This window comes from Acinetobacter lactucae (genome assembly GCF_013122135.1).
GTDB lineage: Bacteria > Pseudomonadota > Gammaproteobacteria > Pseudomonadales > Moraxellaceae > Acinetobacter > Acinetobacter lactucae.
In genome coordinates this window covers 3,344,360-3,357,814 of the sequence record NZ_CP053391.1, presented here as the reverse complement: position 1 = coordinate 3,357,814, position 13,455 = coordinate 3,344,360, and the positions used below count along the sequence as shown (strand labels likewise).

The following is a 13,455-nucleotide window of genomic DNA, read 5'->3' as shown; positions in this document are numbered from 1 at the left end:
TTTATTAGGTGTATGCCGTTGCTTCAACTTCAATGAGCATGTGTTCTAGCGCAAGGCGTGGCACAGGAATGAGTGTACAGGCAGGAAAAGGATGATTTTTCCATAAATTTTGCATAATTTTAATCAAAATTTGATGTTTTTCGACCGAGTGGTCAACAACTAAAACTCTTAACACAGCAATATTGCTAAGCTCTGCATTGGCCGCGTTTAAAGCATGTTGAATATTATCAAAAACTTGGTTCGCTTGTTCTTCAAAACTTGGGCTTAATTCCCCTTTGGAATTTTCGCCGCCTTGACCTGCCACATGAATAATATTCTTAAAGCTTTCTACCACAGCAACATGGCTATAACCATTTGGGGTAGGATCGTATAAGGTTGATGGATTTATGATTTTAAAAGTTTCTTGACTCATTGGAACTCAACCGTTCATTAAAATTTAGATGAGTATCCAACCTCAACTTAAGTTGAGGTCAAGAGAATTTAATGTTTTAGTCTTTTCTTTCTTAATGTAATCATCATCACACCAATAATATTGAGTAGGCAGCCGACCCATTGCCACATATTGAGATGCTCATTTAAAAAAGCAACAGCAAGTAAAATTGTTAAAACTGGACCAATCGAAGCAATCATTGCAGATTGAGAGGCACCTAGCCGTTCGATGCTTTGCATGAGCATAACGGTGGGTAGCACGGTAACTAAAAAGCCTAAGCCAATGCCATACCAAATCACGCTAGAGGGAAGCTCTAATAGAAGTTGAATTGGGTGAGGTGTGCTTAATACGTAATGAGTTAATGTGCCGATACAAGCCACAGTTAAGGCTAACCCTGTGAAATTCCAAGAACCAAATTTTTTAATGAGAGGGGGTGTTAGCAATAAATAGCCTGCAAAAGCCACGGCACTTGCAAATACGAAACTTGTACCTAGCCAGAAGTTGCCCTGAATTGGTGCGTTGTTGTGTTCCTGAAGCATAACCAGCACGGTTCCACCATAACTAAGAAAAATGGCAAATAAACTTTTTGCATCTAATTTTTGTTTGTAGAGTAAGCTTGATACGATGACTGTAAGCGTGGGATATAAAAATAGAATAATTCGTTCTAGAGAGGCGCTAATAAACATGAGACCCATGAAATCGAGCCAACTTGCAAAGTAGTAGCCTAATAGACCGGCAAAAATTAAAATTAGCCAATCCTTCTTTTTTATGCCCTGATTATGATGCCTGTTAAACCAGCAAATTAATAGAAAAAACGGTAAAGCGCTTAACATGCGTAAAGCCATCAGGACCGTACCGTCTACTAATGGAGAAAGGGCATAAGTCTGTTTAATAAAGATTGCTTTTGTGCTGAATAGAAAAGCAGAGCAAAGAGCAAAAAAAGACCCGATTTGAAACGAAGATAAAGAAATTTTCATATACAGGACTGTATAAGAGAGACTATTGTCTGCAAAAAAAAGAAAAAGCTTCCTATGTTACACCTCTAAATAAATATCGTGAATCATCAGTTCAAAATATGGGTATTTATTAAATAAATAGTGGGTGGTATTTTAAAAAAGTTCAATTAGAATCCAAATTCTGTACAAAGAATACACATGGGGGAAACATTGCAGCTTGCAATGTTTTTGACAATGAGAAATTAGCTTGAGGAACGCTCATGCAGATCGGAATCCCAACCGAAACTGTCGTCGGTGAAAATCGTGTAGCTGCTACGCCAGAGACAGTAAAGAAGTTGATTAGCGCTGGTCATAGCGTTGTGATTGAACGTGGTGCTGGTGTAAAGGCTGCGTACATTGACAGTGCTTATGAACAGGTCGGTGCAACCATTACGGATGATGCCTATACGGGTAGTCAAATTATTTTGAAAGTTCGCGCTCCACAGGGCGGGGAAATTCAGAAACTTGCAGCAAATACCGCTGTTGTAGCAATGTTTGATCCTTATCGTAACACCGAGCTAGATCAGTTTGCGAATCAACAAGTGTCTGCTTTTGCTCTAGAACTGCTTCCTCGTACGCTTTCTCGTGCACAAAACATGGATGTGTTGTCTTCTCAAGCAAACTTGGCTGGTTATAAATCAGTTTTACTTGCTGCTGCTGAATATCAGCGCATGTTCCCAATGCTTATGACTGCTGCTGGTACTGTAAAACCTGCTCGTGTTGTGATTATGGGTGTAGGCGTTGCAGGTCTTCAGGCAATTGCAACCGCAAAGCGTTTAGGCGCAATTGTTGAGGCGACCGATTTACGTCCTACAGCAAAAGATCAGGTTGAATCTTTAGGTGGTAAGTGGTTAGACGTACCAATGTCTGAAGAAGAGCAACAACGTGCAGCGGACGCCGCTAAAAATGGTTATGGATGGATGCCGGGTGAGCAGTACATCAAAGACCAAGCAGCGATTGTTGATAAAGCTGTTTCTAATGCAGACATCGTGATTACGACTGCATTGCTACCAGGTCGTGATGCGCCACGTCTGATTAAGGCTGAAACTGTTGCCAAGATGAAACCGGGTTCTGTCATTTTAGATATGGCGGTTGAAACCGGCGGTAACGTTGAAGGCTCTAAAGTTGGTGAGACTGTGTTTACAGAGAATGGCGTGAAAATTTTGGGTGTTCCAAATATTCCGGCAACTGTAGCAACGGAAGCTTCTGCATTGTATGCGCGTAACGTTTTTAATTTCGTAGAGACTTTATTTGACAAAGAGAAAAACTTTGCGATTAATCAAGAAGACGAAATCCAAAAAGCCCTATTGGTCACTCATGGCGGTCAAGTGCTGCTTAAGCGTGGTTAAGGAGATTTCTCATGGTTGAAACTATTACAATTTTCGTCCTTGCCATCTTCGTAGGTTATTACGTGGTTTGGGGCGTTACGCCAGCTTTGCATACGCCACTTATGGCAGTAACCAATGCGTTGTCATCTATTATTGTGGTGGGTGCGATGTTGCAAACTGTGGGTCTGCCAGTTTTAGGTGTAGATGCTAACGTTGCATTTCAAAGTGTGAATGTGGTGAGCGTACTCGGTGCGATTGCAGTATTTTTGGCAAGCATTAATATTTTCGGTGGCTTTGCAGTAACTGCACGCATGCTGGAAATGTTCAAGCCTAAGCAAAAGAAATAAGAGGGCTTTGACATGGAATTTATTCAAGCAAATGCAAACTGGTTGTACCTTGTTGGCGCAATTCTCTTTATCTTGACGCTTCGTGGCTTGTCTGGCCCTAAAACAGCAATTCAAGGTAACCGTTACGGTATGATCGCAATGGCGATTGCTGTGGTAACGACTTTCTTTGTTGCCAATAATCCAGTGATCTGGATGATCGTTGGTGCAATGGTGTTGGGTGCAATCGTAGGTATTGCACGTGCTCGTACCGTACCAATGACGCAAATGCCAGAAACTGTTGCACTTATGCACTCATTGGTTGGTTTGGCTGCTGTTCTTATTGCGATTGCTGCAATTTTGCATAACAACCAACTTACTGAACTATTCGCTCAAAATGAGGCGGCTTTAACAGCAGCTGGCGTGCAACATGCACACATGAGTAAGGTTCACTTGTTTGAATTGTTTGTTGGTTGTTTCGTTGGTGCGATTACCTTTACTGCATCTGTGTTTGCATACGGTAAATTAGCTGCGAAAAAATGGGCGAAAACAATTTCTGGTGCGTGGGTTAAACCTGTTCAAGCGCTTATCTTTATTGCGATGTTGGCTTGTGGTTTCTACTTCTTCACGACTGGCAATATGACTGCATTTTGGGCAATGACAGCACTTGCGCTTGCGTTTGGTTGGGTTTGGATTGCGCCAGTGGGCGGTGGTGATATGCCTGTAGTGGTATCGCTTCTTAACTCATTTTCTGGTTGGGCAGCAGCAGGTATTGGTTTCACACTTGAAAACAACATGTTGATCGTTGCAGGTTCGCTTGTAGGTTCATCTGGTGCGATTCTGTCGTACATCATGTGTAAAGCAATGAACCGTTCGATCATCAACGTATTGTTTGGTGGGGCAATGGGTGGTGCAGCAGTTGCATCTGCAGATAAAGGTGAACAAGTTCAACGTAACCACCGTTCTGGTTCTGCTGATGATGCTGGCTTCTTGATGTCAAATGCTGACAGCGTTGTGATTGTACCGGGTTATGGTATGGCGCAAGGTCGTGCACAAAATGCTGTAAAAGAATTATGTGAAATTCTAAAAGAGCAAGGTGTTCGCGTTCGTTTCGCAATCCATCCTGTTGCTGGTCGTATGCCTGGTCACATGAACGTATTGCTTGCTGAAGCAGACGTAGCATATGAAGACATCTTGGAAATGGACGAGATTAATTCAGACTTCCCTGCAACTGACGTAGTACTTGTTATTGGTGCAAACGACGTTGTTAACCCTGCTGCAAAAGATGATCCAAGCTCGCCGATTTATGGTATGCCGATTCTAGAGGCTCATAAAGCGCGTACAATCATGGTGATTAAGCGCTCAATGGCAACAGGTTATGCTGGACTAGATAACGATTTGTTCTATAACGAAAAAACAATGATGATCTTTGGTGATGCCAAGAAAGTTGTTGAAGATATGACAAAAGCAATTAACGGTACAGGCCACTAAGTTGCTTTGAAATAAAAAAACCACCTTCGGGTGGTTTTTTTTATTTACCTCTATTTTTAAAGAAATTTTTCTACAAGATCTATCGATTGTTGATAAAGGTCGCGTGCCAGTTGCTGATTTTTAGCATGTGAGGATTTCCAGTCTGGCATATGTGCACTGACATATTCGCCGTTGCGGTTTTGCCATGCATCTCCGGTTGCCATTTCTGTAATGAGCTTTGCTGGAACTGAGGTTGGAACTAAGCCTAATTTCATCGCCGCATAGACAGGTTTTGGTAATTCACGATAAATATCAGAAGCAACACCGCCGGGGTGTAATGCATTATTGGTAATTGAACTTTCTGCGAGTTGCTCTGCTAATGCATTGCTAAACAGTAAATTTGCAAGTTTTGATTGCCCATAATAGAACAGGGGGTTGTAAAAACCTTCTGCACGAAATTTATTGGGTTTAATTGAGCCAACCCAATGAGCAATCGAAGCTAGATGAATAATTCGTGCTTTAGGAGATTGTTGTAAAACTGGAAGTAATTTTTGAGTAAGTAAAAAATGGCCTAAATAATTAACCCCAAATTGTTGTTCAAAACCCTCTATGGTTAGTTGTTTTGTTTTAGAAAATAAGCCTGCATTATTAATGAGTACGTCAAGACTGCCATAGCGATCAGCAATTTCATCTGCTGCTTTTCTGGTTAACTCAAGGCTGTTTAAATCGAGGGAAACTAAATCGACTTGGCCTTGGTTAAGCGCGCGTAGTTTATTCTGTGCATCTTGGGCTTTTTGTGGATTTCGACATGCCAAAATCACATATTGTCCTTGTTTAACAAGTTGTTCTGCTGTGGCAAAACCAATGCCTGTGTTGGCGCCCGTAATTAATATCTTCACTTTCTGTACTCCGGTTATGCTATTTATTAGTGAGAACTTTAAGAATTTGTATAGTGCGATAAATCTGACAATTTGTCATGTCAAATTTGAATATAGGTGATGATTGGTTTTTCTGGGGTGGGATATGGATATTTGAAAAGGTTTAAAACCACTGTTAGAGAAATAAAAAAGCGGCTCAAAAGAGCCGCTTTTTTTAAAAGCAAAATTTTAAGCAACCGACTCTGGAGCGGTACGCCATAAGCTTTCTAAATCATAGAATTTACGAGCTGTTGGTAGCATTACATGGACTACAACAAAGCCGAGATCAATTAAGATCCATTCTGCATCTCGTTCACCTTCAACGCCAATCGGGCGGAAACCGGCTTTTCGAGCTTCTTCTGCAACATTGTCAGCAAGTGCTTTGACATGGCGAGTAGAAGTACCACTTGCAATTACAATAGCATCAGCGACATTGCTAATTGAGCTAACATCTAACTGGAGAATATCTTTTGCTTTTACATCAACTAAAGCGTCGTGGACGACTTTGAGACAAGCTTGTACGTCTTTATTTGAGGTGTTCATTGCGAAATCGTGAGAATTAGACACGCTGGGCGATGGTTCTAAATTCATATAGGGTATATTTTCCTGACAATTACTCACTATCTAATATAGTGGTTTTCGCGCTAAATTTCAAACAGAAGTCGTAACAGTTTATATATTTACATCATCAGAAAAGTATTTTTTCTTCCATGTAAACGACTGATTTGAACCATTTTCAGGTTTATATTCTGCTGCAATATAGTTTTGATATGAGCTTTGCTTTAACCAAGAAAAAATTTGCTCATATGGGATTTGAGCTGTATCAGGTTCGTGGCGGCCTGGGCAGTCTGCAAATTGAATGTGTCCAATTAAGTGAATATTCTCTTGTAAACCTTCAAGTACATCTTCACCCATCATCGCCATGTGATAGCAGTCATATTGCATTTTGAGAGAGGGGTGGTCGACTGCTTCGAGCATCTCTTGTGCTTGTGCAATGTTCTGCACTAAAAAGCGTGGCATATCAGTGCCGTTAATCATTTCGAAAACAGGCTCTATACCGTGTTCACCGAGTAAATTGCAGGCAAGTTTTAGATTAGCTGCTAAAGTTTTTAAACAAGGAAGTAAGTCGGCATCTAGCGGTTGTTTACCCGCTAAAATATTAACACGAGGAACGTTTAAAGCGATGGCATAGCGAATAGCCAATTCTAATGCTTCATGAAAAGCTGCTTCTTGACCGGGTATGCCTGCTAAACCGTTCCCACCTTGCATAAGATCACCAGCAGGTACGTTAATTAGGCAAAGGCTAAGGTTGTAGCGTTCGAGTTGGGTTTGAATATCTTCAATCGTTAATTCATAGGGGAATTGAATTTCTACATATTCAAAGCCCTGTGCATGAGCCAGAGCGAAGCGTTCAATTAAAGGAACTTCGGTAAAAATCATGGATAAATTGACTGCAAGACGACCCATACTCAAACTCCGTTTATTTTTGCTCTATTAATTGAATCATAGTAGCTAAATCTTTCTCAGCAAAGCCATTTTTTTGGTGAGTTTGTAGCTGTAATAGAGCTTTTTGTGCAACGGGGATGTCTAAATTAACATTGTTAGCCAATGTTACTGCGTTGTTAAGATCTTTAGATAATGTTTGAACTTTCCACTGAATAGGCTCAAATGTATGAGTTGCCATGCGTGGGGTTAGAATTTGAAAGGGCTTAGAGTCTGCAAATCCGCCTGCTAAGGCTGGAGCGAGTAAAGTTGTATCTACACCCGCTCGGTCTGCAAGCGCGACAGCTTCTGCAATAAGTGCACTATTGGCTGCGACGATGAGTTGGTTACAAATTTTGGTGGCTTGACCAGTTCCTGTGTCTCCCATTCGTGTTACACGTTGAGATAGAACATTATAAATAGGCGTTAATTCTGTAATTGTTTGAGCATCACCGCCTGCAAAAATGACTAGCGTTCCTTGTTCTGCACCAGCTGTTCCACCCGAAACAGGAGAATCAATCCAAGTAACGTCATGCGCGGCAGTTGCTTGAGCAAGTGTTTTTGTTGCAGCAACAGATAAACTTGAGAAATCAACAATCACCTGTTTAGCTTTTAAGTGAGGTTGAATTTGCTCAAATACACTTTGTACGGCTTTGTCATCTGCGAGACAAGTTAAAATAACAGGATATTCGCCAATATTTATAAGATCTAAAGGCTGTGCGCCGATATCAATCAGTTCTTCACATGCAGAAGAGGTTCGGTTCCAAACAGCAACTTGAAAACCTGCCTGAATAAGACGGGTTGCCATGCGGCTTCCCATCAACCCTATACCTAAAAAAGCAATAGGGGTGTTGCGATCAAAATTCATAATCTAAGCTCTTTATTTATATTGGCGTGGTAAAAAATTAACTTCCGGATGTTTGTCTTTTTTACGAGCAAGTTTGCTATTTTTACCAAGTAATAATTTAAGTTGCCAGATTTTTTCTAAACGTAATGATTTTTCTGGTTGGTGCTCCATCGCATCAAGTACACGTTTTGCTGCAGTGAGCGCATCTGGTGAGCGCTGTAACATTTCAGCTGCAATTTCATTTGCTTTCTCTAGTGGAGAGTCACTTAAATGAGTGACAAGACCAATTTCTTTTGCATAATTTCCATCGAAAACACGAGCGGTTAAGGTAAGCTCTTTTGCAAGGTCAACGCCAATTAAACCTTTCAATGAACGAGTAAGTCCCATATCTGGAACTAATCCCCAACGACTTTCCATAATCGACATTTTAGTGTCTGGGTGAGAAATTCGAATGTCGGCTGCTAAGGCAAGTTGCATGCCTGCGCCAAAACAATAACCTTCTAGTGCTGCAATCACAGGTACAGGTAAATTTTGCCAAATCAGAAATGCTTTTTGGAATAAGCTTTGTCCGGGTTTCACAAGCTCCCAAATCGCAAAGGCAGAATTTTTGGGATTATTAAGATCAGATAAATCAATTCCGGCACTAAAAACTTGTGCTTCACCTGTCAAAATCACACAGCGGATCTCTCGATCTTTTTTAATAGCTTTTGCTGTTGAAACCAGTTCTTTTAATAAGGCAAAACTCATAGCATTGCGTTTGTCGGGACGGTTTAAATATACCGTTGCAATGCCATTATTTTTTTCAATACGTAAAAGTGCCATGAGATTCCCGCTTCTTTTTTTATAGATAAGCGGAGCATAACATGGCTGTAATTTGGAAACATGACAGCTCAGTCATGCCTATTTTGTAGATAGATTAGTCAGGAATCACCAAAATTTGATGAGCAGCACTTTCTACTTCTTTTACAACAAGTCCTAGCTCGTCGAAGCGTCTCATAACTTCTTCAATGAAGCCTTCATCTGCTATACGGCGTTCTTTGCGTAGTGTTGAAATAAATTGCTCAAAGTCACCTGTCACTTGTTGTAGCTTTGGAGTACCTACATAGCGAGTGGCGCCATAAAGACGATGTAAAACATGCTCAAGTTGAGGGAAGTCTTCAAGCTCAATGAGCTGCTGCATTTCATCTAGCTCGGTTGGGAAACTATCAACTAACATTTTAAGTAAGTCTTGAGCTAAATCTTCTTTATTTGCTGCAAGCTGCAAGCTTTGTTGCCAGTTGAGAATTTCTGGGTCTAATGCTTCTGCAACCACATGATGGTCTTTCTCTAGCGCTTTTGATGCAAAGTTGTTTTTGGTCCATTGCGTTAAAATTTGGATAATTTGTTCCATTTGAATTGGCTTGGTGACATAGTCATTCATGCCAACTTTAAGGAGTTTTTGCTTTTCATCGGCAAGGGCATGGGCTGTTAATGCAATAATTGGAAGTTGCATTTCACCATCTAAAGTTGACTCTAGCGAACGAATAGCGCGAGTTGTATCAATACCTGACATAACAGGCATTTGAATATCCATAAATACTAAATCAAATGGTTTGAGTTTTTGATCGATTCGCTCTTGGATGAGGTTTAGCGCTTCTTGACCGCTAATTGCTTTAGTCGTTTTAACATTCAGTTCTCCAAGCAGAGCTTCTAACACAATTAAGTTAGGTAAGTGGTCATCTACTGCCAAAATGTGTAAACCCTGCCCATTGAAATCTTGTTGTTCCTCTTCAAAAATAGGTTGATCATTTAATAATTGAATAAGTCCGCTTCGACTTAATGGTTGATATAGAGGTCGAGCACGATATTCATTGAGCATGTTTGGCTCAAGCGTCATTTGATAACCATAGACTGCCAAATTACCTTGATAACGACTACGGATTTCTTTTAATAACGCTTCAGTATCGCCACTATGGTCAACAATGAGCCACGTATTATCTTTTTGATCAAGATGTTTTAAACGACTAAATAAATCCAGAATCGATTGTGTCTCTATGTGAGGAACATGATAGTTTTCAAGATAATAACGTAAAACACTTGCTGTAGCAGGGTGTGCAAGATAAGACACCACTTGTAAATGCTCAAAGTGTGGATGTTCGATCTCGTAATCTTCATCTACTACAAATTGTGCGGTAAACCAGAACGTAGAACCTTTTTCTGTTGGTGCGCGCTCTTGGTTATCCTCAAAGCCAATTTGACCATGCATGAGGTGAACAAGCTGTTTAGAAATAGCTAGACCTAAACCTGTACCGCCGAATTGACGTGTAACGGATGCATCACCTTGTGAGAATGATTCAAATAATTTTTTACGGTCTGTACCACTTAAGCCAATACCACTATCCTGCACACTAAAATGAAGTAGGCATTGTCCAATATCATCATGTTCCATACGAACACGAACAATAATTTCGCCGTCTGGAGTGAACTTAATCGCATTTGAAATTAAATTAGTCAAAATTTGTTTGAAGCGTAAAGCATCTCCAATCACTTGTTGTGGAATGTTGTCGGCATAGTAAAAAGCCATAGCGATATGCTTTTGGGCAGCCAGTGGAGACAACATATCCATGACATCGAAGACAGCTTCTTCTAAATCAAATGGTGCTGTTTCTAGCTCTAATTTACCTGCATCAATTTTTGAGAAATCTAATACATCATTAATTAATGCCAATAAATGGGCAGATGACTTGCGAATAGTTTGTAGATAGAGGTTTTGTTCGTTATTTAGGTTTTGTTGACGAAGTAATAAATGAATAAAGCCATCAATACTATTTAGAGGGGTTCGAAGCTCATGACTAATATTGGCAAGGAAAACTGATTTGGCTTGGTTTGATGAAATCGCTTGGTCACGTGCTTGACGATAGGTAATATTTTGAACTTCTAAGGTATCTAAAGTTCTGCGCAAGTCTTCTTCGGTTTGTTCGGTGTGTTCTTTTAATTCTAAAAAACTAAAGTGTAATCGTTTAACAACGTTTGCAATATCTCGCTGTAACAAGCGTAATTCACCAGTACTATTAATTACCATGTGCTGGTCTAGTGTGTCAGCATTTAAACGTTGCAACTGCATGCGAATTTCATACATCGGCGCAATCCAGCGACGTGAATAAAAATTCAAGCAAAGTAAAAGTAACAGTAAGGTCATTAAGCCAGTAATGACGAGGGCAATCAAAATACGGTAACGTGCCAGTTCTAGTGGCTGATTGTCCATTTCAATCACGAGCCAGACAGGTGCTTTTCCAGGTGTATCGCTAATCCGCAGTCCATAAATATTGTTGTGGTTATAAGAAATTGGACCAAAAAAACCATTACTTTTCGTAAAGTTTGGCCAGTAGCGATTATCGCGATAACCGATACTTAAATAGGTCTGACCATTACTGTCGATTAGAGCAGCACGTTTTAGATTTTTTTCACTAAACATGCTCTGCATGATGTGCTGGGCATGATCATATTCATCGGGCTCTAGTTCAACCAGCTTATATAAATCGATCGCGATTTGATTGTAGCGAGCTAAAATTGCAGAGGCATGATGTAGCTGTTGTTGTTTTACTGAATGTGAGGTTTCAGTTAAAACCAGAAAAGCGCCCACGCATGTTAAAATCATAATGGGCACAAAAATCAGAGCAATTAATTGCCCGTATGCATGATTCAGACGTAAGCGTTTCGATAAGGTTTTATTGAAATTAGACATGGCTACATCAGATTTATCTCTCTGTACGGCATCTTATCACGCTTTATTTTAAAACAGACGCCATTTTATAAATGACCGAGCTTTAATCGCTTTCTTGAAAAAGCATATTGAAATGGGTGCAGTACCGAGCATTTTTTCATACAATAGGCCCACCTCGATATAGGTGTTGATCATGAGTAATACACAACCTGATTTTTTAGCCGACGAATTTTTGTTAGATCACTATGTAGGTAAAACACCTCTAGTCCGTTTGCAGCGCTTGGCTTGTCATACGCAGGCAACGGTTTTAGCAAAATTGGAAGGTAATAATCCGGCAGGTTCTGTAAAAGATCGTCCAGCATATAACATGATTATGCAGGCAGAAAAACGTGGTCAAATTAAACCAGGTGATACATTAATTGAAGCAACCAGCGGTAATACAGGTATTGCGTTGGCTATGGTTGCGGCAATGCGCGGCTATAAAATGAAACTTATTATGCCGAACAATATGAGCCAAGAGCGTAAAGATGCGATGCTGGCTTATGGCGCAGAGCTGATTGAAGTAACACCACAGCAAGGTATGGAAGGTGCACGTGATTTAGCCTTGCAAATGGAAAAAGAAGGTAAAGGTCACGTTTTAAACCAGTTTGGTAATCCTGATAATGTTGAGGCTCATTACCTAACGACTGGTCCTGAAATCTGGAAGCAAACAGGTGGGAAAATCACCCATTTTGTGAGTTCAATGGGCACAACCGGTACCATTATGGGTGTTTCTAAATATTTAAAAGAACAAAACCCGGATATTCAGATTGTTGGTTTGCAGCCATCCGATGGATCAAGTATTGCCGGGATTCGCCGTTGGCCGAAAGAATATTTGCCTACTATTTTTGATAGTAGCCGTGTAGATCGTATTATTGATATTCCACAAATTGAAGCTGAAAAAACCATGCGTAAATTAGCACGTATGGAAGGTATTAGTGCTGGTACTTCTTCAGGCGGTGCAGTATGGGCATCAATCAAAATTGCTGAAGAAAATCCGGATGCTGTTATTGTTTGCATTATCTGTGACCGTGGCGACCGCTACTTGTCTACAGGTCTGTTTTCAGTACAGGACGATAACTCATAATTGAGAGAAATGATGCGTTTCCCAACCTTAGTTTTTGATATTGAAACTTTAACTGATTTAAAAGCGGGAGCGCATTTATATCATCTTGATTTACCTGAGGCCGATGTAGAGCAAGCATTGACAAAAATCCGTCGTCAAGAATCTGGAATGGATTTTCAGCGTTTGCCTTTGCATGAAATCGTTTGTATTTCTGGCTTATGGATAGATGAGTCTGGTTTTAGATTATTTTCTTTTAGTCGAGAACAATATTCTGAAGCTGAGATTTTGCAGAAATTTCTATCTATTTTTGATAAGCGTCATCCGACTCTAGTGAGTTGGAATGGCTCACAATTTGATTTACCTGTCATTCTATTTCGCGCGATGTATCATGGGCTTTCTGCACCTGGCTTGTTTGATCAAGGTGAAATTGATAGCCAAAAGCGTTTTAATAATTACCAAAATCGTTATCACCATCGCCATATAGATTTAATGGATGTGATGGCAATGTTTAATGGTCGTAATTTCCAAAAGCTTGATGATATTGCCTGTATTTTAGGTTTACCGGGTAAGCGTGGTGAATCGGGTTATCATGTGCCTGAATATGTCCGTAATCAACAGTGGTTAAAATTGACGAGCTATTGTGAAGGGGACGTGCTCAATACATGGTTTATTTATTTGCGTTGGCTCGTACTAAAAGGCCAATTGAATGCAGATGAACATGACCACTGGATTAGTTCGAGTATTGAATATTTACAGACTATGCCACAGCAGGCCGATTTCCTTGAAGTATGGGAACGTACTTCGAAACATACTGAATTTACTTCTCACTATTTTAATTCTTCAGATTTTTAGGTT

13 protein-coding genes are annotated in these 13,455 nt (G+C 40.2%); 5 read left to right on the top strand and 8 right to left on the bottom strand.

Annotated elements, in window-relative coordinates:
• Positions 1 to 4: 4 nt before the first annotated feature.
• Together HLV59_RS15690 and HLV59_RS15685 are read right to left on the bottom strand one after the other, a co-directional pair.
• Entirely contained in the window at positions 5 to 412 is a 408-nt protein-coding gene (locus tag HLV59_RS15690) for a RidA family protein (protein WP_062849726.1), read from the bottom strand.
• 68 nt (positions 413 to 480) lie between these two features.
• Entirely contained in the window at positions 481 to 1,407 is a 927-nt protein-coding gene (locus HLV59_RS15685) for a DMT family transporter (protein ID WP_171430340.1), read from the bottom strand.
• A 239-nt stretch (positions 1,408 to 1,646) separates the two neighbouring features.
• On the opposite strand from HLV59_RS15685, the gene HLV59_RS15680 reads away from it, so the two are divergent.
• The 3 genes from HLV59_RS15680 to HLV59_RS15670 are packed head-to-tail and all read left to right on the top strand — an operon-like array spanning position 1,647 to position 4,567.
• Positions 1,647 to 2,774 carry a Re/Si-specific NAD(P)(+) transhydrogenase subunit alpha gene (locus HLV59_RS15680; RefSeq protein WP_002117245.1) on the top strand — a complete coding sequence of 376 codons (1,128 nt, stop codon included), beginning with the start codon at positions 1,647 to 1,649 and terminating at the stop codon, positions 2,772 to 2,774.
• 11 nt (positions 2,775 to 2,785) lie between these two features.
• Positions 2,786 to 3,100 carry a proton-translocating transhydrogenase family protein gene (locus tag HLV59_RS15675; protein WP_000230434.1) on the top strand — a complete coding sequence of 105 codons (315 nt, stop codon included), beginning with the start codon at positions 2,786 to 2,788 and terminating at the stop codon, positions 3,098 to 3,100.
• A gap of 12 nt (positions 3,101 to 3,112) precedes the next feature.
• Positions 3,113 to 4,567 carry an NAD(P)(+) transhydrogenase (Re/Si-specific) subunit beta gene (locus tag HLV59_RS15670; RefSeq protein WP_016144344.1) on the top strand — a complete coding sequence of 485 codons (1,455 nt, stop codon included), beginning with the start codon at positions 3,113 to 3,115 and terminating at the stop codon, positions 4,565 to 4,567.
• A gap of 56 nt (positions 4,568 to 4,623) precedes the next feature.
• Here HLV59_RS15670 and HLV59_RS15665 read toward each other — a convergent pair whose 3' ends face one another.
• The 6 genes from HLV59_RS15665 to HLV59_RS15640 form a co-directional block, all read right to left on the bottom strand.
• Positions 4,624 to 5,445 carry an SDR family NAD(P)-dependent oxidoreductase gene (locus HLV59_RS15665; protein ID WP_125739358.1) on the bottom strand — a complete coding sequence of 274 codons (822 nt, stop codon included), beginning with the start codon at positions 5,443 to 5,445 and terminating at the stop codon, positions 4,624 to 4,626.
• Positions 5,446 to 5,652: 207 nt separating this feature from the next.
• Entirely contained in the window at positions 5,653 to 6,054 is a 402-nt protein-coding gene (gene rsfS, locus HLV59_RS15660) for a ribosome silencing factor (protein WP_001047580.1), read from the bottom strand.
• A gap of 81 nt (positions 6,055 to 6,135) precedes the next feature.
• Positions 6,136 to 6,930, bottom strand: a complete 795-nt coding sequence (locus HLV59_RS15655) for a hydroxypyruvate isomerase family protein (RefSeq protein ID WP_125739359.1) — start codon at positions 6,928 to 6,930, stop codon at positions 6,136 to 6,138.
• Between the two features lie 13 nt (positions 6,931 to 6,943).
• On the bottom strand, positions 6,944 to 7,813 hold the full coding sequence (locus HLV59_RS15650; protein WP_057105186.1) for an NAD(P)-dependent oxidoreductase: 870 nt from the start codon (positions 7,811 to 7,813) through the stop codon (positions 6,944 to 6,946).
• A 12-nt stretch (positions 7,814 to 7,825) separates the two neighbouring features.
• Positions 7,826 to 8,614 carry a crotonase/enoyl-CoA hydratase family protein gene (locus tag HLV59_RS15645; RefSeq protein WP_016144348.1) on the bottom strand — a complete coding sequence of 263 codons (789 nt, stop codon included), beginning with the start codon at positions 8,612 to 8,614 and terminating at the stop codon, positions 7,826 to 7,828.
• A 94-nt stretch (positions 8,615 to 8,708) separates the two neighbouring features.
• The gene (locus HLV59_RS15640) at positions 8,709 to 11,516 is read right to left on the bottom strand and encodes a GacS-like sensor histidine kinase (protein WP_016144349.1); all 2,808 of its coding nucleotides are present in this window, start codon (positions 11,514 to 11,516) and stop codon (positions 8,709 to 8,711) included.
• 172 nt (positions 11,517 to 11,688) lie between these two features.
• Between HLV59_RS15640 and cysM the strand changes: the two genes are divergently transcribed.
• Together cysM and HLV59_RS15630 are read left to right on the top strand one after the other, a co-directional pair.
• Positions 11,689 to 12,621: a cysteine synthase CysM gene (gene cysM / locus HLV59_RS15635; protein WP_016144350.1), complete on the top strand. Its 933-nt coding sequence runs from the start codon at positions 11,689 to 11,691 to the stop codon at positions 12,619 to 12,621.
• A gap of 12 nt (positions 12,622 to 12,633) precedes the next feature.
• Entirely contained in the window at positions 12,634 to 13,452 is an 819-nt protein-coding gene (locus HLV59_RS15630) for a 3'-5' exonuclease (RefSeq protein WP_016144351.1), read from the top strand.
• Positions 13,453 to 13,455 lie beyond the last annotated feature (3 nt).